The following is a 25,176-nucleotide window of genomic DNA, read 5'->3' on the forward strand; positions in this document are numbered from 1 at the left end:
CGAATGCAGGTCACCGAGACCCTGAAAGACGGCCTGAAGCGCGGCTACACCATCACGGTGCCGGCGGCCGAGCTGGAGGCCAAGGTTCAGGAGAAGCTGGTCGAAGCCCAGCCCGACATTGAAATCAAGGGCTTCCGCAAGGGCAAGGTGCCGCTCGCGATCCTGAAGAAGCAGTTCGGCGCCCGCCTGATGGGCGACGCCATGCAGGATACGATCGACGGCGCCATGAAGGGCCACTTCGAGGCCACCGGCGACCGTCCGGCCCTGCAACCCGAAGTCAAGATGGTTGGCGGCGAAACCTGGGCCGAAGGTCAGGATGTCGTGGTTGAACTCAGCTACGAAGCCCTGCCCGAGGTGCCGGAATTCGACGCCTCCAAGATCAAGCTGGAAAAGCTGATCGTGAAAGCCGATGACGCCGCCGTTGAAGAGGCGCTGAAGAATCTGGCCGAAAGCGCGCAATCCTTCGACGACCGCAAGAAGGGCGCCAAGGCCAAGGACGGCGACCAGATCGTGATCGACTTCAAGGGTTCGGTCGACGGTGAGGAATTCCAGGGCGGCAGCGCCGAGGATTACCCGCTGGTGCTCGGCTCCAAGTCGTTCATCCCCGGCTTCGAAGACCAGCTTGTCGGCGCCAAGGTCGGCGACGAGGTTTCGGTCAAGGTCACCTTCCCGGCCGAATACGGTGCCAAGCATCTGGCCGGCAAGGACGCGGTCTTTGCCTGCACCGTCAAGGCGGTGAAGGAACCGAAAGCCGCCGAGATCGACGACGAACTGGCCAAGAAGTTCGGTGCCGAGGATCTGGCCGCGCTGAAGACGCAGATCACCCAGCGTCTTGAAGCCGAATACACCGGAGCCTCGCGCGCCGTGCTGAAGCGGGCCCTGCTCGACAAGCTGGACGAACTGGTCAAGTTCGAACTGCCCTCGAAGCTGGTCGAAGCGGAAGCCGCCCAGATTGCGCACCAACTGTGGCATGAAGAGCATCCCGAAGAGCATGGCCACAACCATGGTTCGATCGAGACCACGGATGAGCACAAGTCGCTGGCCGAACGCCGGGTTCGCCTTGGCCTGTTGCTGGCCGAAGTCGGTCGCAAGGCCGAAGTCACCGTCACCGACGCCGAAATGACCCAGGCCGTGCTGGCCGCTGCCCGTCAGTATCCGGGTCAGGAACGCCAGTACTTCGAATTCGTGCAGAAGAACCAGCAGGTGCAACAGCAACTGCGCGCGCCGATCTTCGAAGACAAGGTCGTGGACCTGATCGTCGGTCAGGCCAAGGTGACCGAGAAGGAAGTCTCGAAGGAGAAGCTCCAGAAGGCCATCGAGGCGCTGGACGAACTCTGATCGCGAGTCTGGCCCTGCCGTGACCGAAAGGCCGCCCGACCGGGCGGCCTTTTTCATATTCGTCAGCCCAGCCGGGCCGCCAGCGCCGCGATCTGCCGGCGCATGTCCGCCTTGAACCGGATCAGACGGGCCGGGGCAACCGCCTCGGCCCGGTACAGCGCCCGCCAGACCAGCCGCGCCTTGGGGGCACAGGGTGCGACGATCCCCAGCCGCAGCACCCGCCGCAGCGGACGCCGCATCACCAGCCAGTCGACCCAGCCGGGAGCACCCATGGTGGTGATCGCCAGCACCGCCTGCAGGACGGTCAGCCGCGGGATCATCGGCCCGAACACCGGCGCATGGTCATAGGCCAGGCCGGGCGCCCAGACCCGGTCGAACCAGCCTTTCAGGATCGCGGGAAAGCCGAACCACCAGGTCGGGAACACCAGGATCACTACCTCGGCCCAGGCCAGATCTTCAAGTTCCCAGGAAGCCTCGCCACGGAAGCCGCTGTAATAGCTTTCCCTTTCGCCCCTTCTAAGACGCGGATCGAAGTCGCGCGCGTAAAGATCGCAGCGACGGACCTGCCATCCAGCAGACAGCGCCGCCGCCTCGGCTTCGGCCGCCAGATGCGCGCAAAGGCTGGCGTCTTGCGGATGGGCCAGCACCAGCAGGCAGCGGCGCCCGCTCAATGCACCGCCTCGCGCAAGGCGGCCTGCTCGGCCGGGCTCAGGGTGTCGGCCTTGACCACATAGGTATGGATGCTGAACACGACCGCCCGCGTTTCCGGCAGCCGCAGCAGGCATTGCCGTTCGCAGCGCACAAAGAAATGCCCCTCGGGGCGCGGCCGTTTCTCGCCCTCGCGCCGGGGCTGGTGCAATGCCCAATCGTCATAGGTCAGATAGTTCATCCGCCACAGCGGCTGTTCGGGGCGGATGGCATCGAACAGCCGCTGCACCCGGCGGGCCAAACCTTCGTCATAGGGCGGCACCGGCTCATGGATGCCCAGCAGGCCGCGCCCCAGCTTCTGCGCCAGCGTCCAGCTTGCCGGGAAGCACAGGATCGCCCCGGTCAGCCGGTGTTCGCCCCCTTCACCCGCCTCCAGCAGACACAGGTCTTCCTGCACCAGCCGCCCCAGCGTGCGCAGCGGCATCGCCGGGCCCAGCGGCACCTCAACGCCATCCGGCCGCAGCACCGCAGTTGGGCCGACCGCATAGCCCGGCGTCCGCGTCAGCCGGTCCAGCACCCGCGCATACAGCTCATCCGCCGCCGGCCGCCCTTCGGGCAGCAGCGCGTGAACGCGCGGTTCGGCTTGGTCAATCAGCCGGTCGCGCAGTGCCATCTGGCCGGCGAAGGCATCGTCCACCGCCAGCCAGTCATCAACCTCGACCGGCAGAATCCCCGGCAGACGGGCGGTGCGCGGGTCCATCCAGGGCAGGAACGGCAGGCGGGACTGGAAAACAGGTTCGTCTTGCATGACGGCACCCTAGCCGCGCCATCGGCAAACACAACCACACCCGCCACCCGCGACCTTGCGACACGGCGTGCCGATTTCACGCGACACCGCCGTCTGGCGGATGCAAAGATACATCCATGGGACCGCAAGAACGGCGGCCCCCGAACCGGCGGCCGGGCAACGGGCCGCCAGAGATGCTCTGGATCCCGCGCCCTGCCCTCGCGCCGCCCCCGGCTCAAGGGAGGGACCAAATGAGCCACGATAGCCACGGCACCCGATGCGCCGCGCTGGTCGGCGCGCATGGCAGCGGCAAGACGACATTGTTCGAATCGCTGTTACATGCCGCCGGAACCACCGACCGGCGCGGAACCGTCAAGGAACGAACCACCGTGGGCGATGCCGCGCCCGAAGCGCGCGCCCGCGGGATTTCCACGGAGATGACCGTCGCCAACTGCCGCTTCATGGATGAGGACTGGACGCTGATCGACTGCCCCGGCTCGGTCGAACTGCTGTCCGACACCCGGGCTGCGATGTGCGTGGCCGACATCGTTGTCGTCGTTGCCGATCCCTTTCCTGACCGCGCGGTGGCGGTTTCACCGCTGTTGCGCTTTCTGGATGACCGGCGCATCCCGCATATGGTTTTCATCAACCGGCTTGACGCGCCCGAGGCGCATGTCCGCGCCACGTTCCATGCCCTGCAGGCACTGTCCGACCGCCCGCTTGCGCTGCGCGAGATCCCGATCCGCGACGAACACGGTCAGGTCACGGGGCTGATCGACCTGGTGTCCGAACGCGCCTGGCGCTGGAACCCGAACAGGCCGTCCGACCTGATTCCCCTGCCCGAAGCCATCCGCGCCGATGAAAGCCGGGAACGCGGCGGCTTGCTGGAGGCCCTGGCCGATTTCGATGACAGCATCATGGAACAGGTGCTGGACGACATGACCCCGGCCCCGCAAGAGATTTACGGCTCGCTTGCGCGCGATCTGGAGCAGGATCTGGTGGTGCCGGTGTTCTTTGGCGCGGCCGAATTTGAAAACGGTGTGCGCCGGCTGTGGAAGGCGCTGCGGCATGACGCCCCCTTGCCCGCCACCACCGCCGCCCGGCTGGGCCTGCCCGAAGGCAGCGGCCCGATGTTGCAGGTGTTCAAGACCTTCCAGTCCGGTCAGGCAGGCCGGTCTGCCCTGGCGCGCATCTGGCGCGGCGAGGTGAAGGATGGCCAGACCCTTGGGCAGGACCGGGTCGGGTCCGTGTCGTCGGTGCTGGGCCGCAAGAGCACACCGAAGGGCAGCGCCGGCCCCGGCGAGGTGGTGGTGCTGGGCCGCATGGCACAGGCCCGCGCCGGCGAAGTGCTGACCGAAGGCGCGTCGCAAGCGGTGGACTGGCCCGAACCGCCCGCCCCGCTGGCCGCCCTTGCCATCCGCGCCGAACACCCTTCGGACGAGGCGAAGCTGTCAACCGCGCTGGCGCGGCTGCTGGACGAAGACCCGGCCCTGTCCACCACCTGGGCCGCCGATACAGGGGAAACACTGTTGCAGGGCCAGGGTGACATCCATCTTCAGATCGCCCTGTCGCGACTGAAGTCCGAGGCGGGTCTTTCGGTGAAGACCGCCAAGCCAACGGTTTCCTACAGGGAAACTATCAGCAAGGCTGTCACCCAACATTCGCGGCACAAGAAACAGTCGGGCGGCCATGGCGAGTTCGCCGACATCGTGGTCGAAATCGCGCCCCGGGCGCGGGGCGAAGGTTTTGCCTTCTCGGACCGGATCACCGGCGGCGTGGTGCCGAAGAACTATATCCCCGCCGTCCAGAAGGGCGCCGAGGCGGCATTGCAGCGCGGAACGCTGGGCTTTCCGGTCGTCGATGTCTCGGTGGTGCTGACCGATGGCAGCTACCATGCCGTCGACAGTTCGGACTTCGCGTTCCAGAAGGCAGGGGCCAAGGCGCTGCAAGAGGCCCTGCCCGGCTGCGGCCCGGTCCTGCTTGAGCCGGTGATGGAGGTGATCCTGTCGATCCCGTCCGAGTTCACGCCGCGCGCGCAGCGCATTGTCACCGCGCGGCGCGGCCAGTTGCTTGGCTTTGACGCCAAGGCCGGCTGGAAAGGTTGGGACGAGGTTTCGGCGCTGATCCCGCAAGGCGAACTTGACGGGATGATCACCGAGATCCGGTCGCAGACGCTGGGCGTGGGCTTCTACACCGCCGGCTTCGACCATCTGGAACAGCTTGCCGGCCGCGAGGCCGACCAGGTGATCGCAGCGCGGGCCGAGGCACTGAAGGCCTGAGCCGGCGCCGCCCTGCGCCGGCACAAAGCGCATATCCTGACCGGGGGGCGGTTTTCCGCCCTCCGGCATGTTCTGGCGCAATTCACGCTAAGCCGTGCGGCCTCAGCTCGCCAGGCCCGGCTCCCGCGCCGCCAGCGCAAGGCCATCGACCACGGCGGTGAAAGCCTCGGCGGTGCGGATCGTGGCGGCGGGGAACAGCACCTGCATCTCTTGCCGGACCAGCCGCATCAGGCTTGAACCTCCGACAAGGATCACTTCGCCTACCGCCGCAGGATCGGCCCCGGCCAAGACCAGCGTTTCGGCCGCGGCCGCGCGCAGCGCGCTGCGATGGCGTGCCAGGGCGGCGTCCAGACTGTCGGGCGTCACCAGCGCGAAAAGGCCTGGCTCTATCTCCGCCATGTCGATCCGGCCCGGCCCATCGTCGCGGTTCGCCGCGATCTTGCCGCGCTCAACCGCGAAGGCCAGCCCATGGCCCAACTCCCGCTCCAGCACATCGCGAAACCGCGCCATCACGGCCGGCTCGACCGCCATCCTGACCAGATCGGCGGCCATCCTGCGGGTTTCCGGCGTATACAGGAACGGGATCTTGGCCCAGGTCGCAAGATCCACATAGGGCGCGCGCGGCACCGGCAGCAGGCCCGCCCCCATCTGCCGCCGCAACTGCCCCTCAAGCCCCAAGAGCGGCATGGCATGGGCCAGCGAGACCGCCTGATCGAAATCGGTCCCTCCCAGACGGATGCCATGGCTGGCCATAATCTCGGGCTGACCATCGCGGCTGCGGAACACCGAGAAATCCGAGGTGCCGCCACCGATATCGACGATCAGCCCCAGCCCTGCACCGGGCCGGTGGCTGGCCAGAGCGGCGGCTTCGGGTTCGGCCAGAAAGGCAACCTCCTCGAACCCGGCGGCGTGATAACAGGCCCGCAGATCGGCCTCGGCCTGGGCGTCCTTGGCGGGATCGGCGGTGTGGAAGTGAACCGGGCGCCCGGACAGGGCCCGCCGCAGCCGCAAGCCCGTGGCTGTCTCGGCGCGGTCGCGGATCTCGGTCAGAAAGGCGGTGATGACATCGGCCAGCGTGCGCCGGCGCCCGGCAATCAGCCGCGATTCGTGTAGCAACGGCAGCCCAAGCACGCTTTTCAGCGCCCGCATGTAGCGCCCCTCGTCTCCGGCGATCAGGGCCTCGGCCGCTGCCGCGCCAATGCGCATCGGCCCGCCTTCCGCCGGAAAGAACACGGCCGTGGGCAGCGTGTCGGCCCCCTGTTCCAGCGGGATCCGATAGATCCCGCCGGGATAGGGCAGCGCCACCGCGGAATTCGAGGTGCCGAAGTCGATTGCCAGCCTGTGCATCCCAAGCCCCTGTGCGCGGAAAGCGCCCCGCGTAATCCAGCCGCCCCGGCGACGCAAGCGCCGAAGGGGCCGGGCTTGATCCCGGAACGGGCGGTGTCTAGGGTGCGCCATCGCAGAAAGGCCGCCGATGCCCCCCGTTTCAGACGCCCAGCCGTCGCTGCCCCAGGGCCCTTATCGTTTTGTCGCGCTGGATGTCGAAACCGCAAACGGCGATGCCGCAAGCATCTGCCAGATCGGCATCGCCTGCGTCACCGGGGACGACCGGATTGATGGCTGGTGCACCTATGTGAACCCCCGTGCGCCCTTTTCCTCGTTCAACACCCAGCTTCACGGCATCGGCCCGGACCATGTGCGCAATGCGCCGGACTTTGCCACGGTGATCGGCTGGCTGGCCCCATTGCTGGCGCGGCAGCCGGTGATCCAGCACAGCAGTTTTGACCGCCGGGCGATTCAGGGCGCCTGTGCCCTGCTGGGCCGCGAGGCCCCGCCTTGGCAATGGGGCGACAGTGTGCGGATCGCCCGCCGCGCCTGGCCTGAATTTACGGGCAATGGCGGCCATGGGCTGGCGCATCTGAAACAGCGGCTTGATCTGTGTTTCGACCATCATGACGCCGGCGAAGATGCGCGCGCCGCAGCCCTGGTGGTTCTGAAGGCCGAAAGGCACACCGGCGAAAGCTGCGACAGGTTTTTCGGATGGATGCGCGCCGAGGCGTGACAGCGGCGCGTCATTGCGTGCCGCGAAATGGTGGGTGGTGAGGGACTCGAACCCCCGACATTCTCGGTGTAAACGAGACGCTCTACCAACTGAGCTAACCACCCGCGACGGTCCGTTTATCGGGGCGCGGCGCCGGACGCAAGCATGGCGCCGAAACATTGCGTGTGCGGCGTCAGGACGAATGGACGGGCCGGCTACGGCGGTGTCATGCTGCCCGACATGGCGCGAAGGCCAAGCAGAACGCGGATCATCGTGGAAACCCTTGTGGTGGCCGCGATCTTCATCATCGTGCATCTGCCGATCTACCCGCCCTATGGCGAAAAGCCCGCAAGGACGCCGGCACCAGCCAAAGCCTGCGGCGCAAGCCAGACGACGCCCTGCCCTGAAAGCGCGGCGCCGCCCATATCGGACTGACCGAAGCCGGCATGACAGAGTGGCACAAAGACAAAGGCGCCCCCGGACAGGAGGCGCCTTTGAAAATAATGGTGGGCGATAACGGATTTGAACCGCTGACATCTTCGATGTGAACGAAGCGCTCTACCGCTGAGCTAATCGCCCGATGGGGCGGCTTTTAGCTATCCTCGCCGTCGTCCGCAAGAGCATCATTGTCATTGTTTTCGCGCTTCTTGTGCGGTCCGCGACGGATCTTCAGCGTCAGATGCGACGCACCGTCCTTTTCAACCGTGCGCGCCACGCGCGAACGGCCGAATCCGGGCAGGTTCAGCTCTTCGCTGCGGCCAAGGGCATCGCCAAGCGCGGCAAGCGTTGCCTCGACAACGGCCTTCACGTCCTTTTTCTTGACGCCGGTTGCCTCTGTCACCTGGTCAACCAGACCCTTGATGCGAAGGCTGGGGCCGCGCACACGGACGACAGGCGTATCATCGACCTTTTTCGCCGCAGCCGCGGTTGCAGCAGGCTTGGCTGCGGGCTTGGCACGCACCGGCTTGGCCGCAGCCTTGGCAGCGGCTGGTTTCTTGGTGGTCGGAGCCATACTTCAGGAATCCTTTGCACATACAGATGCCACGCAGACTACCTCTGTCGTGCAGGCGACGCCACCAGTTTAAGGCGGCATCCGCGGGCCTTGGGAAAAATGAAAAGATGTGCCGGTTTCCCCGGCACATCTTCACCTTACAGTAAGATCGGCTTGCGCTAATGCGCGGTCTGCCCTGCCGCCCCCTCGGCGGCCTTCAGGCGCGCCGCAGCCGCAGCCTCTTCGGCCACCTCATCCCACTCCACCGGCTCGGGCTGACGGACCAGAACCTGGGCCAGCACTTCGCGCACATGGCTGACGGGAATGATCTTGAGCCCTTCCTTCACGTTTGCGGGAATCTCGGCCAGATCCTTCTCGTTCTCTTCTGGAATGAACACGGTCTTGATCCCGCCGCGCAGCGCTGCCAGCAGCTTTTCCTTCAACCCACCGATGGCCATGGCATTGCCCCGCAGCGACACTTCGCCCGTCATGGCAATGTCCTTGCGCACCGGGATGCCGGTGATCACCGAAACGATCGACGTTACCATGGCCAGACCGGCCGACGGGCCATCCTTGGGCGTCGCGCCATCGGGAACGTGGACGTGAATGTCCATCGTCTCGAACTTGGGCGGCTTGACGCCAAGCTGCGGGCTGACCGAGCGGACATAGCTGGAAGCCGCCTCGATCGATTCCTTCATCACGTCGCCCAGCTTGCCGGTGGTCTTCATCCGGCCCTTGCCCGGCAGCTTCAACGCCTCGATCTGCAGAAGATCGCCGCCGACGCTGGTCCAGGCCAGCCCGGTGACCACACCGATCTGGTCCTCCTTCTCGGCAAGACCATAGCGATAGCGCTGGACGCCAAGGTATTCCTCGGCCTTCTCGGGCGTCACCGTGACGGTCTTTTCCTTGCCTTTCAGGATCTCGGTCACCGCCTTGCGGGCAAGCTTGGCGATTTCACGCTCCAGGTTCCGCACCCCCGCCTCGCGGGTGTAATAGCGGATGACATGGGTCAGCGCCTCGTCCGTGACCGAGAACTCGCCCTTCTTCAACCCGTTGGCCTTGATCTGCTTGGTCAGCAGGTGCTGGCGGGCGATCTCGCGCTTTTCGTCTTCGGTGTAGCCGGCAAGCGGGATGATCTCCATCCGGTCCAGAAGCGGGCCCGGCATGTTGTAGCTGTTGGCCGTGGTGATGAACATCACGTTCGACAGGTCGTATTCCACCTCAAGATAGTGGTCGACGAAGGTGTTGTTCTGTTCCGGGTCCAGCACCTCAAGCAGGGCACTGGCCGGATCACCACGGAAATCCTGCCCCATCTTGTCGATTTCATCGAGCAGGATCAGCGGGTTGTTGGTCTTGGCCTTCTTCAGCGACTGAATGATCTTGCCGGGCATCGAACCGATGTAGGTCCGCCGGTGGCCGCGGATTTCGGATTCGTCCCGCACACCGCCCAAGGAGATGCGGATGAATTCGCGCCCCGTGGCCTTGGCAACAGACCGGCCAAGCGAGGTTTTCCCCACGCCGGGAGGGCCGACAAGGCACAGGATCGGTCCCTTGAGCTTGGTCGAACGGGCCTGCACGGCCAGATATTCGACGATGCGTTCCTTGACCTTTTCAAGACCGTAGTGATCGGTATCCAGCACCGCCTGCGCGGCGGTCAGGTCTTTCTTCATGCGGCTCTTGACGCCCCAGGGCACGCCCAGAAGCCAGTCAAGATAGTTGCGAACCACGGTCGCCTCGGCCGACATCGGCGACATCGACTTCAGCTTCTTGACCTCGGCCTCGGCCTTCTCGCGGGCTTCCTTGGAAAGCGCGGTCTTGCGAATCCGCTCTTCCAGCTCGGCCACTTCATTCTGGCCGTCCTCGCCATCACCCAGCTCGCGCTGGATCGCCTTCATCTGCTCGTTCAGATAGTATTCGCGCTGCGTCTTCTCCATCTGGGTCTTGACGCGGCTCTTGATCTTCTTCTCGACCTGCAGGACGGACAGTTCGCCCTGCATCTGGCCGAAAACCTTTTCCAGACGCTCGGCGACGTTCAGCGTTTCCAGGATTTCCTGCTTCAGCGCCACGTCGATGCCCAGGTGACCGGCCACAAGGTCGGCCAGCCGTGCGGGTTCGCGGGTTTCAGCAACCGCGGCAAGCGCCTCTTCGGGGATGTTCTTCTTGACCTTGGCGTAGCGTTCGAATTCCTCGCCCACGGCGCGCAGCAGCGCCTCGACGCTGGTCTTGTCGCCGGCGGTTTCTTCAAGACGCTCGGCGCTGGCTTCGAAATAGGCCGGGTTGTCGATGAATTCGGTGATGCGCACGCGCGCCTTGCCCTCGACCAGCACTTTCACCGTGCCATCGGGCAGTTTCAGCAGTTGCAGCACATTGGCCAGAACCCCGGTGCGATAGATACCGTCCGAGGACGGATCGTCGATCGTCGGGTCGATCTGGCTGGACAGCAGGATCTGCTTGTCGTCCTGCATGACCTCTTCCAACGCGCGCACCGATTTCTCGCGGCCGACAAACAGCGGAACGATCATGTGGGGAAACACCACGATGTCACGCAGCGGCAGCACGGGGTAGCTGGAAGACAGGGATTCGTTCATTATCTATCCTTCGCTTGCGGCAGAAATGCCCGGCCCCGATCATCGGCAGCCACACATTCTCCAACGGATCTGGTCCACAAACTTGTTCCTACCGGCCCAAGAGTTCAAGGGCCAGCATGGTGTGCGCAATGCGTTTATTCATCGCTTTTGCGCGATCCCTTTGGGCGGGCCTGACTTTCGGCAGACCGCCTCTCCCCACATCTCAACCGGCGCGGCCGGCTTTGCGGATGCGCTCCAGCTCTTTCTCGATCACCTGCCGGCAGGTCGGACACACGCCGTAGTCAACAACTTCGGGATGCCGCAACCCGGTTTCGAACGGGTCCACCCAGCCGTCGGTGCGGCGAAGGAAGCCGCAGAAGCTGCACTTGCAGTCCCAGGCGCCCTTTTCCCACCGCCAGCCGGGCCCCACCGCCGGAAGCGACCGCGCATCGCGCAGATCATGCGTCACCATCAGCCGGTCATGCCGCATGGGGGTGACGGTCATCCGCATGTCCCGCCGCTGCTCGGGGCTGTCGCAGCGGTATTCCATGCGAAAGCTGCGCTTGGTTTCCTGCACATCGTTCAGGATGTCCGCCATCACTTCTTGCGCTTCGGCGCCGGCGACATGGTCCATCAGATTACTGCCAAGAACCCGCGACGCCCGTGCCGGTCCGCCAAGGTTTTCTGCGGCAAAATCATCCCAGTCGCCGCCGACCCACAGCAGGCGATACGCGCTGTCGAGCACATAAAATACTTGTTGAAACTTGACGATAGCGGCCACCCTCGGACGAAACCCGGTATGGCCGGGCTGTTTTCCGAGAAAGGGTAGAACGGGGAAAAGGGATTTCCAGAGTTGCCGGCGAAGTTTTTGAAACGGCTTGGAAAGCGCCGGAGATGCCTGCCTTCGGGGGGCAGAAACGGGCGGCGGACTACAGCGGGGGAATGTCGCCCTCGGCCCGGCGGGCATGGAATTCCGCAACGAAGGCGGCCAGCTGCCCGGCGTCGATGGCATCGCGCAGGCCCTGCATCAACTGCTGGTAATAATGCAGGTTGTGCCAGGTCAGCAGCATCGAGGCGATGATCTCCTGCGCCTTGAACACATGGTGCAGATAGGCGCGCGAATAGCTGCGGCAGGCCGGACAGGTGCAACCTTCGTCCAGCGGGCGGGGATCGTCCTGGTGGCGGGCATTCTTGATGTTGACCTGGCCGCGCGGCGTCCAGGCCTGCCCGGTCCGCCCCGAGCGCGAGGGCAGCACACAATCCATCATGTCGATGCCGCGTTCGACGGCCCCCACGATGTCATCGGGCTTGCCCACGCCCATCAGATAGCGGGGCTTGTCCTCGGGCAGAAAGTCCGGGGCATAATCCAGAACGCCGAACATCGCCTCCTGCCCTTCGCCCACGGCAAGGCCGCCCACAGCGTAACCGTCAAAGTCGATGGCTTTCAGCGCCGTCGCCGATTCCTCGCGTAGGTCGCGGTTGACGCCGCCCTGCATGATGCCGAACAGCGCATGGCCGGGCCGGTCGCCAAAGGCATCGCGCGACCGCTGTGCCCACCGCATCGACAGCCGCATGGATTTCGCCACCGCCTCATCGGTGGCCGGCAGCGCGGGGCATTCGTCGAAACACATGACGATGTCGCTGCCCAGCAGCCGCTGGATTTCCATGCTGCGTTCGGGCGACAGGTGATGTTTCGATCCATCCACATGGCTGCGGAAGGTCACGCCGTCCTCGGTCAGCTTGCGCAGGTCGGCCAGGCTCATCACCTGAAAGCCGCCGCTGTCGGTCAGGATTGGGCGATCCCAGTTCATGAAACGGTGCAAGCCGCCAAGCCGGGCGATGCGTTCGGCGGTGGGCCGCAACATCAGGTGATAGGTGTTGCCCAGCAGGATGTCGGCACCGGTGGCGCGCACGCTTTCGGGCAGCATCGCCTTGACGGTGCCGGCGGTGCCGACCGGCATGAAGGCCGGGGTGCGCACGTCGCCCCGCGGGGTCGAGATCACGCCGCTGCGCGCCCGGCCATCGCGCGCGTTGACCGTGAAGCCGAACCGTTCCGTCATCATCTTCCCCTGCTGGACCGGCAGGGTCATGCGCGAAAATGCGGCATTTGCCAAGGGCGCGTCGCTTGCGCGCCTTTTGGCCCGGCAGGACACTTGACGTTTTGATTGGCTCCGATATGTCAATGAATGAACGTTCATTCCCTTGCCGGATACCTTCCCCATCCATGAATACGCTTGCCACCCTGCCCCAGGCCAATGATGCCCGCAGCGCCGAGATTCTGGCGCGCATCCGTGGTGCCTTTGCCGAAAAGGGTTTTGACGGCGCCTCGATGCAGGATCTGGCCCGCGCGGCCGGGATGAGCGTTGGCAACTTCTATCGCTACTTCCCGTCCAAGGACGCCATCGTCGCCGCAATGGTGGCCTTCGACATGGAAGAGATGCGCCGCGAGCTTGACGAGATTCACCGCTCTCCGGCACCGATGGCGGCCATCCGCGCCAAGATCGTGACCAAGCTGGGGGAAGGTTGCCCGTCCGAGAATGGGCACCTCTGGGCCGAAATCAGCGCCGCCGCACAGCGCAAGGGCGAAATCGCCCAGATCTGCGGCGGGTTGGAAGACATGGTGGCCGAGAACCTGTTGAAGATCTTTGCCCGCGTGACCGGCCTTGCCCCCGAAACCACCCGGGCGCGCTTTGGCGCCCATGCCCGTTTCGTGGTGATGATGGTGAAGGCTGCGGAAACGCGGAATCCTTCCGCAAAAGACCCCGACCTTGATGCCCTGATCCTGCGCAGCATTGACGCCACGCTGAACGAAATCACCGCAAGCACCGGACCCTGAACGCCATGCGCCTTCGCCCCCACGCCTTTGTTGCCGCCCTTGCCGCCGCTGCGCTGGCCTTGCCCTTGCAGGTTCGGGCCGAGACCGGCCCCGCAGACCCGGCCGCCGAGGCCGCCACCGAAATCAGCCTGCCAGCCATCACCGTTTCGACCGCGGCATCGCGCCGGATGTCGGACAGGATCATCGCATCCGGTCTGGTCGCCCCCATCGAGGAAGTGAATGTCCAGCCGTTGATCGAAGGCCAGCCGATCCAGTCGCTTCTGGCCGATGTCGGCGATGATGTGGCCGCCGGCCAGGTTCTGGCGCAGCTTTCAACCTCGACGCTGGAACTGCAACGCGCGCAGGCAATCGCCGGGGCGGCTTCGGCCAGGGCCACCATCGCGCAGGCCGAAGCGCAGCTTCTGGATGCGGAATCCTCCGCCGCCGAGGCGCAGCGGGTGGCCGACCGGACGCGCAAGCTGCATGAACAGGGCTCTGCCAGCCAGGCCGCGCTGGACACTGCCAATGCGACAGCGGTTTCGGCCACCGCCCGGGTCACCGTGGCGCGGCAATCGCTGGAAGCCGCCCGCGCGCAACTGGCGCTGACCGAGGCGCAGCTTGCCAATGTGGAACTGCAACTGACGCGCACCGATGTGAAGGCCCCCTACGCGGGCCGCGTCACCGCCCGCAACGCCACCATCGGCGCTATCGCCACGGCCGCGGGCCTGCCGATGTTCGTGCTGGAACGCGACGGCGCACTGGAATTGCGCGTCGATGTGGCCGAGGCCGATCTGCTGCGGCTGAAGCCGGGCCAGCGCGCCAACCTGCGCGCGGCCGGCCTGTCCGCGCCGCTCAGCGGCACGGTCCGGCTGGTCGAGCCGTCGATTGACGCCACCACCCGGCTGGGCCGGGCACGACTGGCTGTCGATGCCCCGGCCAACCTGCGCGCCGGAATGTTCCTTGAGGCCGAGATCCTTGTCGCCGAACATGACGCGCTGGCGGTGCCGGTCACCGCCGTCGGGTCGGAAGACGGCGCCTCGACCGTGATGCGGGTCAAGGACGGCATCGTCGAGCGGGTGATCGTCGAGACCGGCATCCGCGACGGCGGCTTCGTGGAAATCCTCTCGGGTCTAAGCGACGGTGACACGGTTGTCACCAAGGCGGGGTCTTTCGTGCGCAGCGGCGACCGGATCACCCCGGTCGACGCCCCGGCAACCAACTGAGGAGCGTCCCGCGATGAACTTCTCCGCCTGGGCGATCCGAAATCCGGTCGCGCCGCTGCTGGCCTTCTTCATGCTGCTGATCCTGGGCCTGCAATCGTTTCAGGCGCTGCCGATCACCCGTTTCCCGAACATCGACTTCCCGCTTGTCTCGGTCACCATCACCCAGTCTGGTGCCGCCCCGGCCGAACTGGAAACCCAGGTGACGAAAGAGGTCGAAGATGCGGTCTCCGGCATCACCGGGGTCAAGAACGTGGTTTCGAACATCTCGGACGGGGTTTCGACCACGCTGATCGAATTCCGCATGGAAAAGCCGACGGATGAGGCGGTTCAGGACACCAAGGACGCCATCGACCAGATCCTTGGCGACCTGCCCGCCGATGCCGATACGCCGATCGTGACCAAGATCGACGTGGAAGGCCAGGCGATCATGACCTTCGCCGTCACCGCACCCGCGATGACCTTCGAAGAACTGAGCTGGTATGTCGATGACACCGTCACCCGCGCCCTGCAATCGAAACAGGGCATCGGCCGCATCAGCCGCTATGGCGGTGCCGACCGCGAGGTGCAGGTTCTGCTTGACCCGGTGAAGCTGGGTAGTTTCGGTCTGACGGCGCAGGCCGTGTCGGGGCAGTTGCGTGCCACCAACACCAACCTTGGCGCGGGCCGTGCCGAACTGGGCGAAGGCGAACAGGCGATCCGCCTGCTGGGCGATGCGCAGGATGTGGACCGGCTGTCGGCCACCACCATCGCCACGCCCTCGGGCCGCCATGTCAAACTGTCGGACCTTGGCCGGATCGTCGATACCTATGAAGAACTGCGGTCCTTCGCCAAGGTGAACGGCGAACAGGTGGTGGTCTTCGCGGTCTATCGCGCCAAGGGCGCCTCGGAAGTGTCGGTTGCGGAAACGGTCAACAAGACAATTGACGAGCTGAAGGCGCAAAGCCCCGGCGTGGGCTTCAAACTTGTGGACGAGACGGTCTTCTACACCTACGGCAATTATGAAAGCGCGCTGAACACGCTGGTCGAAGGGTCGCTTCTGGCGGTTCTGGTGGTGCTGGCCTTCCTGCGCAACTGGCGGGCCACGCTGATTTCCGCCATTGCGCTGCCGCTGTCGGCCATTCCCACCTTCTGGGTGATGGACTTGATCGGGTTCTCGCTGAACCTGGTGTCCTTCCTGGCGCTGACGCTGGCGACAGGGATTCTGGTCGATGATGCCATCGTGGAAATCGAAAACATCACCCGGCACATCCGCATGGGAAAAACGCCCTATCGCGCGGCCATAGATGCGGCGGATGAAATCGGGCTGGCGGTGATCGCCACCACCTCGACCATCATCGCGGTTTTCGTGCCGGTCAGCTTCATGGCCGGGATTCCGGGGCAGTATTTCCGGCAGTTCGGCCTGACGGTCGCCATTTCGGTGATGTTCTCGCTGTTGGTGGCGCGGCTGATCACGCCGATGATGGCGGCCTATCTGATGCGGGCCAAGGATGCCGGCACCGAACATGCCCACCGTGACGGGCCTTTCATGCGTGGCTATCTGCGCGCCGTGCGGGCCGCGACCGGCACCTGGCGGATTTCGCGCAAGGTTTCCTTCGGGCGCTATTATCTCACGCTGCTGGGCGCGCTGGTCGTGGTGGTGATCTCGGTCATGGCGATGATGCGGGTGCCCGGCAGCTTCATGCCGCCGGAAGACGTGAGCCGCGTCTCGATCTCGGTCGAACTGCCGCCCGGATCGACCCTGGACGAGACCGACCGAACCACCCAGGCCATGGTGGACAGCATCAGGGATATGGAGGGCATCGAGAACATCTTTGTCCTTGGCGGCGCCTCGCCCAAAGGCGACCGCGACATCCGCCGCGCCTCGATCACGGTGACCCTGGTCAAGATCGACCATTCCCTTCTGCTGAAACTGTCGCAACTGGGCCGAAAGATCCCCGTGCTGGGGGCCCTGGTGCCCGAGGTGGAAAACAAGGGCCGCAGCGTGCCGCAGAACGTGATCGAGGCCGAAATCTTCCGCCGTCTGGCCGCCGTGCCCGATGTGCGCGTGGTCAAGCTGAATGACCGCGGCGAACGTGACATTTCCTATTCCGTACTGGCCGCCAACGAGGCCGACCTGAACGGCGCCGTCAAGGCGCTGGAAGAGGCGCTGCGCGGCGATCCGAAACTGGCTAATGTCGCCAGTGAAGGCGCCCTGCCCCGCCCGGAAATCCAGATCACGCCCCGCAAGGACGAAGCCGCGCGGCTGGGTGTCACCACCTCGGACATTGCCGCCGTGGTGCGGGTCGCCACCATTGGCGATGTGGATGCGGCGCTGCCGAAGATCTCCATCGACAATCGGCTGATCCCGGTGCGGGTGCGGCTGGCGGATTCCTCGCGCGAGGATCTGACGAGGATTTCCAGCCTGAAGGTCACCACCGCGACCGGGGCGCAGGTGCCGCTGTCGGCGGTGGCCGACATCCGCATCGCCGAAGGGCCTAGCACCATTGAACGGCTGAACAAGGAACGCCGCGCCACCCTGGGCGCGAACCTTCCCGTGGGTGTGGCCCTGGGGGAAGCCTCGGCCCGGTTCAAGGAAATCGCCGATGCAACCAGACTGCCCCCGACCGCACGGCTCAAGGAATCCGGCGATGCCGAAATCCAGCAGGAACTGAACTCCAGTTTCGTCAAGGCCATGGTCCTGGGCATGATGCTGATGCTGACCGTGCTGATCCTGCTGTTCGGATCTGTCATCCAGCCCTTCACCATCCTGTTCTCGCTGCCGCTGGCCATCGGCGGGGTGGCCATCGCGCTGCTGTCCACCGGATCAGCGCTGTCGATGCCGGTGCTGATCGGGCTGCTGATGCTGATGGGGATCGTGTCGAAGAACGCCATCCTGATCATCGACTTCGCCATCGAAATGCGCCGCCGCGGGTTTGACCGCTATCAGGCCGTGGTCGAGGCCGGGCACAAGCGGGCACAGCCCGTGGTGATGACCTCGATCGCAATGTCGGCGGGGATGCTGCCCTCGGCCCTTGGCGTGGGCGAAGGCGGCGCCTTCCGCGCACCGATGGCCACGGCGGTGATCGGCGGCATCATCGTCTCAACGGTGCTCAGCCTTGTCATCGTGCCGGCGTTCTATCTGGTGATGGATGACATCAGCCGGGTGCTGGCTCTGGTCTTCCGCCGCCTTGTCAGCAGCAAGGAAGAAGAACCGGACTCGCCTGCCCCCGACGTTCTGGCCGACCGCATCGCCCGCAACCGTGAAGAGATGGACCGGCTGGGCAACCGGCTGGCGGCGGTCGAGGATCGCCTTGGCGGCGCCCCCCGCTCCGGCACCACCCTGCATGTCGCGGAATAGACGCGGCCAAAAGCCCAGACTTCGCCCGGAGTTTTCAAAAACTCCGGTGAGGAGCCTTTGAAGGCTCCGGCCCGATTTCTTGCAAGAAATCGGGCTTGGGGCTGAAACCTTGGTGGTTACGTCATCGCGGCCAAAGGTGCGCGGCCTCATCCGCCGTGTAGCGGCCCAAGGCCACATCTTCGGCAACCCGGGCCGGATCACGCGCCGCCGGATCACCATAGCCACCGCCGCCGGGCGTGCGCACCCGCACCCGGTCACCGGGTTGCAGCACGATGTCCTGCGCCTTGGACAGGTGTTCTGGAATGACCACCCTGCCGCCCTGATGGATTTCCACCCGGTTCACCGCACCATCCTGCCCGCCAAGCGCCCCCTGCGGCCCGGTGCGGCCATGGTCCATCACAAAGGACGCCCGTGCGGTGCCGCGCAGAAGCTCGATCTCGTAATCCAGCCCCATGCCGCCCCGGAATTGCCCCGCCCCGCCACTGCCTTCGTGCAGCGCGTAGCGGCGGTAAAGCACCGGGTATTTCTGTTCCATGATCTCGACCGGCGGCGCCTTGGAAATGCCGATTGTCGAACATCCGTTCGCAATGCCGTCGCCCCCGGCAAAGCCGCCATAGCCACCGCCCGAGATCTGATACATCACATAGCCCGATCCGGTTTCCGGGTCGTTGCCACCAAGGCCGAAATTGCCGCTGGTGCCGGCGGGCGCCGCCGTCACCCGGTCCGGGATCGCCTGCACCAGCGCCGCGAACACCGCCTCGGCAATGCGCTGGCTGACCTCGGCCGCGCAGCCCGACACCGGGCGCGGATATTGCGCATCCAGAAAGGTGCCCTCGATGCCGGTCACGTTCAGCGGTTCAAAGGCACCGGCGCTGATCGGCACATCGGGGAAGATATGGCGCATCGCCAGATAGACCGACGACAGCGTGGTCGCCCGGACCGAGTTCATCGGGCCCATGCAGGGCGGCGACGATCCGGCGAAATCGAACGTCAGCCCGTCCCCCCGCCGGGTGACGGTCAGCGCAATGGTCAGCGGTTCATTCACCACGCCATCGCTGTCGATAAACGCCGTGGCCTGGTAGCTGCCAACGGGGATCAGCCCGATCATCGCCCGCATCTGCCGCGCCGCCAGATCGCGCATCCGCGCCACGGCCTCGGTCACGGTGTCGTCGCCATAGCGGTCCAGCAACTGGCCCAGCCGTTCGGCGCCCACCATCAGCGCGCTGGCCTGCGCCTTCACATCGCCGATGCGCTGGTCGGCCACGCGGATGTTCGACTGGATGATGGCCCAGATTTCCGCGTCCAGTTGTCCCTTCTTGAACAGCTTGACCGGCGGCAGTCGCAGCCCTTCCTGCTCGGCACTGATGGCGCTGGCCGAAAACCCGCCCGGCACCATGCCGCCGGTATCGGGCCAGTGCCCGGTGTTCGACAACCAGCACCAGATGCGCCCCTGCCGCCAGACCGGCATGGCGAAACGCACATCCATCAGATGCGTGCCGCCCAGATAGGGATCGTTGACGATATAGATGTCGCCGGGCTCGGGCGCGGCTGTGATACCTGCCCTGATGCGTTCCACCAGCGTGCGCGTTGAAAACTGCATCACCCCGACAAAGACCGGCAGACCCTTCGATCCTTGCGCGATCAGACTGCCGTCTTCCGCCGAATAGATCCCGTCCGAACGGTCGTCGGCCTCGGCAATCACCGGCGAAAATGCAGCGCGCGAAAAGGTCAGGTCCATCTCGTCGCAGACCTGCTGCAAGCCGGCTTGGATCACGGCCAGAGTGACGGGGTCGATCATGCGCCCACCTCCACGATCAGGTTGCCATCGGCATCCGAGGTGACATGACAGCCCGGTTCGACCACCAGCGTCGTATCCATCTGCTCGATGATCGCCGGTCCGGTCAGTGACAGGTCCAGCGGCAGGTGATCGCGCCAGTAGACCGGGGTTTCCACCCAACCGCCGGCGAACCAGACAGGGCGGCTGCCCGCCGGTTCGGCCTTTGGCTTGCGCCCGACCGGGTCGATCAGCCGCGACAGGTCCAACTCGGTCCGCCGTCCGGTCACACTGACGTTCAGGTTCATCACACTTGCGCGGATTTCCGTCAGATCCACCTTGAACCGGGCGTGATAGGCCGCCTCGAAGAGGCGTTGCAGGTCTTGCCGCGTGGGCCGGGCGGTGGGTAACGCCACCCGCAGCAGATGGGTCTGGCCAACGAACTGCATGTCGGCCGAATATTCGGCGCGGATGTCGCGGACCTCGATCCGTTCTTCACCGATCAACCGCCGCCCCTCGGCCTCTTGCGCGGCCAGAACGGCGTGAACCTCGTCCATCTCCAGCGCATCCAGCGGCCGGTTCAGCGTGCGAACGAAATCGTGCCGCAGGTCGGCCACCACGCAGCCAAGCGCATTGGTGATGCCCGGTCGGGCCGGCACCAGAACCTTCGGCACCGACAACTCGCGGGCCAGCGCCACCGCGTGCAGCGGCCCCGCACCGCCGAAGGCGAACAGCGCGAAATCGCGCGGATCGGCGCCAAGCGAAATCGACACCATCCGCACCGCACCCGCCATATGGGTATTGGCGATGCGCACCACCGCCTCGGCTGCCGCTTCGATTGACAGGCCCAGGGGCCGCCCGATCTGGTCGGACATGGCCTGCCGCGCGGCCTCGGCCGCCTGGCCGAAGCGGGCGGCGGGCAAGCGGCCAAGGATCAGGTTCGCGTCCGAGATGGTGACGCGCGTGCCACCCCGGCCATAGCAGATGGGTCCGGGCGTGGACCCCGCGCTTTCCGGCCCCACCCGCAACATGCCGCTTTCATCGACCCGCGCGATCGACCCGCCCCCGGCGCCCACCGTCCGCACATCCACCATCGGCACATGGATCGGCATGGCATATTCCACCTCGATCTCGTTCGAGACCGGGGCCACCCCGTTGCGGATCATGGCAACATCGGTGCTGGTGCCGCCCATGTCATAGGTCAGCAGGTTCGCCACACCGGCCCGCCGCCCGGTGGCAACCGCCGCCATCACGCCCGAGGCCGGGCCCGACATCACGGTCTTCACCGCCTCGCGCGCGACATGGGCCGCGCTGACCATGCCGCCGTTGCCGTTCATCACCAGCAGATCGCGGGCATAGCCGCGCGCCTTCAACTCCCCCGCCAGACGCGCGATATACCGCTCAAGAATGGGCTGAACGCTGGCGTTCACCGCAGCGGTCACGCCGCGCTCATATTCCCGCGCCTCGGACAGCAGGGCGTGGCCCAGGGTGATATAGCCATTCGGCCAAAGACTTGCGGCAAGTTCACCCGCCCGCAGTTCATGCGCAGGGTTGGCATAGGCATGAAGGAAATGGATCACCAGCGCCTCGCAGCCCTGATCGCGCAACTGCACGACGGCGGCTTGCAGCGCATCCTCATCCAGCGTCGTGACCACGCGGCCACGGGCATCCATCCGTTCGGGCACCTCCAGCCGCAGGTTGCGCGGAATGATGGGAACGAAGCTGCCCGACATGCCATAGGCGTTCGGCCGGGTGCGGCGCCCCAGTTCCAGCACGTCACGGAACCCGGCGGTGGTGATCAGCCCGGTTTTTGCCAGTCGCCGTTCCAGCACGGCATTGGTGGTGGTGGTGGTGCCATGGACGATCAGGTCAAGATCGGCAAGCCGCGCCCCGGCCGCGTCAAACGCAGCCAGCACACCGGGGGCCTGATTGGGCAGGCTGGTGGGCACCTTGGCCAGTTTCACCCCACCCGAGGCCGGATCGAAAATCACCAGATCGGTAAAGGTTCCGCCGACATCGACGCCGGCAACCAGGCCGGTCATCGGGTCTCTCCTGATCGGTGCGCGCGGCAATCCGACCGGCGACGATTTCCTCCGGGAAATCGGGCCGGCCCCTTCAAGGCGTCCGTGCCGGAGTTTTCGAAAACTCCGGGCTTGCGCGCACCGGCTGTCATTCAGACCCCCACATAATCAAGAAACTGCCGCGCGCCCGGTTCCAGACGGCGCGCCTCGACCATCTCTTCCACACGGCCATGCGCCATGAAGGCCACGCGGTCGGCCATCTTCAGCACCGCCTCGACCCGCTGTTCGACAAGCACCACCGCCACCCCTTCGGCACGCAGGCGCAATACGGCATCGCGGATCAGCGCGATCATGCTGGGCTGCAGCCCCTCGGTCGGTTCGTCCAGCAGCAGCACCTTCGGTTCAAGACACAGCGCCCGGCCGATCGCCAGCATCTGCTGTTCGCCGCCTGACAGCGTGGCGGCAGGTTGGGCCAGACGTTCGCGCAACCGGGGAAACAGCGTCAGAACATGCTCGCGCACCTCGGCCCGGTTGCCACGGGTCAGGCCCCCGACCTCAAGGTTTTCGGCCACGGTCAGCGGGCCGAACAGGCGGCGGCCCTGCGGCACCCAGGCCAGCCCATGGCACGGAATCCGATGTGCCGGCAGCCCTTGCAGATCAACGCCGCCAAGCCGGACGCTGCCCTCGGCCAGCTCGACCAGCCCCATGATCGCCTTCAGAAGCGTGGTCTTTCCAGCGCCATTGCGGCCCATGAGACAGGTCACCTGCCCGGCCCGCGCCTCGAAATCGACACCGCGCAACACGGTCACCGGGCCATAGCCCGCAGTCAGCCCCTTCACCTCAAGCGCCAAGATAGGCCTCCTGCACGGCGGGGCTGGCGCGCACCTCGGCGGGCGTGCCGCGGGCCAGCACCTGACCGAAGTTCAGCACGGTGATCCGGTGGGCCAGGTCCATCACCACCTCCATGTTGTGCTCGATCAGCAGGACGGCCACCTCGGGCACCAGGCTGCGGACCAGATCCTTGAAATTGCCGATCTCGCCCGCGGCCAGCCCCTGTGTCGGTTCATCCAGGATCAGCACGCGCGGTTGCAGCGCCAGCCCCATGGCCAGTTCAAGCAACCTCTGGTGGCCGTATGACAGGGTTCCAGCGATGTCGCTTGCCATCGCCTCAAGCCCGACGCGGGACAGCGCCGCCGCCACCGCGCCGCGCAGGTCACGCGCCGATCCGCGCCCGCCCTGCACCGCCAACGCCACATTGTCAAAGACCGACAGCCCCGGAAAGACCGAGGTGATCTGGAAGGTATAGGCAATGCCCTTGCGCACCCGGGCATGGGCCGGCAGGCGGGTGATGTCCTCGCCCACCAGCCGGATACTGCCCGCCTGCACCGGCACCCGGCCGGACAGGAGCGAGACAAAGGTGGTCTTGCCGGCGCCATTGGGGCCGATCAGGGCGTGAATCTCACCCGCCGCAAGGTCGAAATCCACCCCGTCCACGGCGCGCAGACCGCCGAAATGCCGGGTCAGGCCGCGGGCTTCCAGAAGGCTCATGGCAGCCCCCGGAAGAAACGGTCGCGCAGCGCGCCAAGAATCCCCTTGGGCGCGAACAGGACGACAATCACCAGCACCGCGCCGACAATGAACAGCCAGGCCGAGGTCAGGTCGTTCGCCACCTCGATCAGGGCGAACATCAGGACGGCCCCCAGCAGCGGCCCGGCCACAGTGCCCGCGCCGCCCAGCAGAACGTAAAGCATCGGCAGGATGGAATACTGGATAGTGGCAAAGCTGGCCCCGGCATAACCGAACAACACGCCATAAGCCGCCCCCGCCAGACCCGAGGCCGCCCCGGACAGCACTAGAACCGCCAGCTTGGCGGTGAACGGGTTGATGCCCAGCATCCGCGCGCGTTCCTCATTCTCGCGCAGCGCCACCATCACGCGGCCAAAGCGCGACCGCACCAGCGCCAGCGTGGCAAGGAAGGTGGCCGAGAACAGCGCCCAGGCCGTCAGATAGCGCGGCAGGTCGGTGGAAAGATCGGCGCCGAACAGCATCCGGCCCGAGGCGGGCAGCGCAAAGCCTTCGTCCCCGCCGGTCACGCCGTTGAAGTAAAGCAGCGTCAGGTACCCTGCCTGCGCGAACATCAGCGTCACGATCATGAAGCTGACACCTGCGGTGCGCAACGCCAGCAGCCCCGTGACCCCGGCGACGATACCGCCGCCCAGAAGGCCAAGGATCAGCGCTGGCGCGGCCCCAAGGCCCCAATGCCAGATCGGCAGCCCGGCGGCATAAATGCCGGCGGCGAAGAACAGCGCATGGCCCAGCGACAGAAGGCCGGTGTAGCCGAAGGCCAGATTGTAGCCCATGGCGAACACCGCCAGCACCATGATCCGCGCCATGTTGGTGGCGTGATAGGGCGGCAGCAGGAAGCCAAGCGCCAGCAGCAGCGCAACAACAGCCAGATGGGACGCCCAGACCTTCATGGGCTGCGCGTCCCGAACAGGCCCTGCGGGCGAAAGACCAGCACCATTGCCACCAGCAGCGTGGCCAGGATCTTGGCCAGTGTCGGTGAAAAGAACATGCTGATCACACCATCCGACAGCCCGATCACCAGCGCCGCAACCAGCGTGCCGCGCAAGCTGCCAAGGCCGCCGATGATGACCACGATGAAGGACAAGAGCAGCGGATCGCCCCCCATCAGGTAATGCGCCTGGGTGATCGGTACGATCAGCACGCCCGCCAGCGCCGCCAGCCCGGCGCCAAGCGCGAAGGTGCCCATATAGACGCGATCCACGTTGATGCCGAAGGCACGGGCCACGTCGCGGTCAACCTGCGTTGCCCGCATCACCAGACCAGCCTTTGTCCGGGTCATCAGCGCCCAGATGCCGGCCAGCACCACCCCGGCGGCCAGCACGACGAACAGCTTGTAGCCGGAATAGCCGAACCACGGCGTCTGCAGCCGCAGATCGAACGGCGCCGCCACGGGCCGGGCATCGGGGCCATAGAAGGTCAGCGCCGCCTGTTGCAGCATGTAAAGCAGGCCGATGGTGGCGACGATGGTCGCCTCGGGGTCGTAGTTCAGCCGTTTCAGCACCAGCGCATCGGCCAGTGCCGCCAGCGCCGCCACGGCAAGCGGTGCCACCACCACGGCCACGGCAAAGGCCAGCCAGGCCGGCCCCGGCACCATCCCGGTCACGAACCAGGCGATCACCGCGCCCAGCATGAAGAACTCGCCATGGGCGACGTTCACCACCCGCATGACGCCGAACACCAGCGACAGGCCGGAAGCCGCCAGCGCCAGCACGGCGGCGGTCACCAGCCCTTCCATCAGGGCGAGCAGCAGGAAAGGTCCGAAGGCCAT

Annotated in this window: 19 protein-coding genes and 2 tRNA genes; 6 read left to right on the top strand and 15 right to left on the bottom strand. The window is 65.7% G+C overall.

Translation table 11 applies throughout. The features are described 5' to 3' along the window. Positions 1-3 precede the first annotated feature (3 nt). Positions 4-1,338 (top strand): trigger factor, encoded by a 1,335-nt coding sequence (tig, locus tag C5F44_RS07045; RefSeq protein WP_107672807.1) that lies wholly within the window; start codon positions 4-6, stop codon positions 1,336-1,338. 62 nt (positions 1,339-1,400) lie between these two features. Here the strand turns inward: tig and C5F44_RS07050 are convergent, their stop codons facing one another. Together C5F44_RS07050 and C5F44_RS07055 are read right to left on the bottom strand one after the other, a co-directional pair. Further along, entirely contained in the window at positions 1,401-2,009 is a 609-nt protein-coding gene (locus C5F44_RS07050) for an NAD(P)H-dependent oxidoreductase (protein WP_219908667.1), read from the bottom strand. Beyond that, positions 2,006-2,794, bottom strand: coding sequence for a heme-dependent oxidative N-demethylase family protein (locus C5F44_RS07055; protein WP_107672809.1), 789 nt, complete (start codon positions 2,792-2,794; stop codon positions 2,006-2,008). Before C5F44_RS07055 ends, C5F44_RS07050 begins: the two co-directional genes overlap by 4 nt. Before the next feature lie 230 nt (positions 2,795-3,024). Here C5F44_RS07055 and C5F44_RS07060 point away from each other — a divergent pair, with 230 nt between their 5' ends. Next, entirely contained in the window at positions 3,025-5,052 is a 2,028-nt protein-coding gene (locus tag C5F44_RS07060) for an elongation factor G (RefSeq protein ID WP_107672810.1), read from the top strand. A 102-nt stretch (positions 5,053-5,154) separates the two neighbouring features. Here C5F44_RS07060 and C5F44_RS07065 read toward each other — a convergent pair whose 3' ends face one another. Next, positions 5,155-6,399 (bottom strand): Hsp70 family protein, encoded by a 1,245-nt coding sequence (locus C5F44_RS07065; protein ID WP_107672811.1) that lies wholly within the window; start codon positions 6,397-6,399, stop codon positions 5,155-5,157. Positions 6,400-6,526: 127 nt separating this feature from the next. On the opposite strand from C5F44_RS07065, the gene C5F44_RS07070 reads away from it, so the two are divergent. After that, complete coding sequence (locus C5F44_RS07070) at positions 6,527-7,114, top strand: 3'-5' exonuclease (RefSeq protein ID WP_107672812.1); 588 nt, start codon at positions 6,527-6,529, stop codon at positions 7,112-7,114. 28 nt (positions 7,115-7,142) lie between these two features. On the opposite strand, the gene C5F44_RS07075 is transcribed toward C5F44_RS07070, so the two are convergent. The 6 genes from C5F44_RS07075 to tgt all read right to left on the bottom strand — a co-directional run bounded on the left by C5F44_RS07075 (position 7,143) and on the right by tgt (position 12,711). Further along, positions 7,143-7,218 (bottom strand) — tRNA-Val (locus C5F44_RS07075). A 379-nt stretch (positions 7,219-7,597) separates the two neighbouring features. After that, positions 7,598-7,672 (bottom strand) — tRNA-Val (locus C5F44_RS07085). 13 nt (positions 7,673-7,685) lie between these two features. Next, complete coding sequence (locus C5F44_RS07090; RefSeq protein WP_107672814.1) at positions 7,686-8,105, bottom strand: HU family DNA-binding protein; 420 nt, start codon at positions 8,103-8,105, stop codon at positions 7,686-7,688. Between the two features lie 158 nt (positions 8,106-8,263). After that, complete coding sequence (gene lon, locus C5F44_RS07095; protein WP_107672815.1) at positions 8,264-10,672, bottom strand: endopeptidase La; 2,409 nt, start codon at positions 10,670-10,672, stop codon at positions 8,264-8,266. 202 nt (positions 10,673-10,874) lie between these two features. After that, positions 10,875-11,396, bottom strand: coding sequence for a hypothetical protein (locus C5F44_RS07100; protein WP_107672816.1), 522 nt, complete (start codon positions 11,394-11,396; stop codon positions 10,875-10,877). 184 nt (positions 11,397-11,580) lie between these two features. Continuing rightward, positions 11,581-12,711, bottom strand: coding sequence for a tRNA guanosine(34) transglycosylase Tgt (gene tgt / locus C5F44_RS07105; RefSeq protein WP_107672916.1), 1,131 nt, complete (start codon positions 12,709-12,711; stop codon positions 11,581-11,583). 164 nt (positions 12,712-12,875) lie between these two features. On the opposite strand from tgt, the gene C5F44_RS07110 reads away from it, so the two are divergent. Genes C5F44_RS07110 through C5F44_RS07120 form a run of 3 tightly spaced genes read left to right on the top strand, consistent with a single transcriptional unit; the run spans position 12,876 to position 18,026 of the window. After that, positions 12,876-13,487, top strand: a complete 612-nt coding sequence (locus C5F44_RS07110; protein ID WP_107672817.1) for a TetR/AcrR family transcriptional regulator — start codon at positions 12,876-12,878, stop codon at positions 13,485-13,487. A gap of 5 nt (positions 13,488-13,492) precedes the next feature. Continuing rightward, positions 13,493-14,689 (top strand): efflux RND transporter periplasmic adaptor subunit, encoded by a 1,197-nt coding sequence (locus C5F44_RS07115; protein WP_107672818.1) that lies wholly within the window; start codon positions 13,493-13,495, stop codon positions 14,687-14,689. Between the two features lie 13 nt (positions 14,690-14,702). Next, positions 14,703-18,026, top strand: coding sequence for an efflux RND transporter permease subunit (locus tag C5F44_RS07120; RefSeq protein ID WP_107672819.1), 3,324 nt, complete (start codon positions 14,703-14,705; stop codon positions 18,024-18,026). 121 nt (positions 18,027-18,147) lie between these two features. On the opposite strand, the gene C5F44_RS07125 is transcribed toward C5F44_RS07120, so the two are convergent. The 6 genes from C5F44_RS07125 to C5F44_RS07150 all read right to left on the bottom strand — a co-directional run bounded on the left by C5F44_RS07125 (position 18,148) and on the right by C5F44_RS07150 (position 25,176). After that, a complete protein-coding gene (locus C5F44_RS07125; protein ID WP_107672820.1) occupies positions 18,148-19,824 on the bottom strand; it encodes a hydantoinase B/oxoprolinase family protein in 1,677 nt (558 codons plus the stop codon). Continuing rightward, positions 19,821-21,842, bottom strand: a complete 2,022-nt coding sequence (locus C5F44_RS07130; protein WP_107672821.1) for a hydantoinase/oxoprolinase family protein — start codon at positions 21,840-21,842, stop codon at positions 19,821-19,823. Before C5F44_RS07130 ends, C5F44_RS07125 begins: the two co-directional genes overlap by 4 nt. A 131-nt stretch (positions 21,843-21,973) precedes the next feature. Continuing rightward, positions 21,974-22,675, bottom strand: coding sequence for an ABC transporter ATP-binding protein (locus tag C5F44_RS07135; protein WP_412917534.1), 702 nt, complete (start codon positions 22,673-22,675; stop codon positions 21,974-21,976). Beyond that, complete coding sequence (locus C5F44_RS07140) at positions 22,662-23,369, bottom strand: ABC transporter ATP-binding protein (protein WP_107672823.1); 708 nt, start codon at positions 23,367-23,369, stop codon at positions 22,662-22,664. Before C5F44_RS07140 ends, C5F44_RS07135 begins: the two co-directional genes overlap by 14 nt. Then, entirely contained in the window at positions 23,366-24,298 is a 933-nt protein-coding gene (locus C5F44_RS07145; protein ID WP_107672824.1) for a branched-chain amino acid ABC transporter permease, read from the bottom strand. The genes C5F44_RS07140 and C5F44_RS07145 overlap by 4 nt, the downstream gene beginning before the upstream one ends. Next, positions 24,295-25,176: a branched-chain amino acid ABC transporter permease gene (locus C5F44_RS07150; RefSeq protein ID WP_107672825.1), complete on the bottom strand. Its 882-nt coding sequence runs from the start codon at positions 25,174-25,176 to the stop codon at positions 24,295-24,297. The genes C5F44_RS07145 and C5F44_RS07150 overlap by 4 nt, the downstream gene beginning before the upstream one ends.

The sequence above is a fragment of the Fuscovulum blasticum DSM 2131 genome, assembly GCF_003034965.1.
Taxonomy (GTDB): domain Bacteria; phylum Pseudomonadota; class Alphaproteobacteria; order Rhodobacterales; family Rhodobacteraceae; genus Pseudogemmobacter; species Pseudogemmobacter blasticus.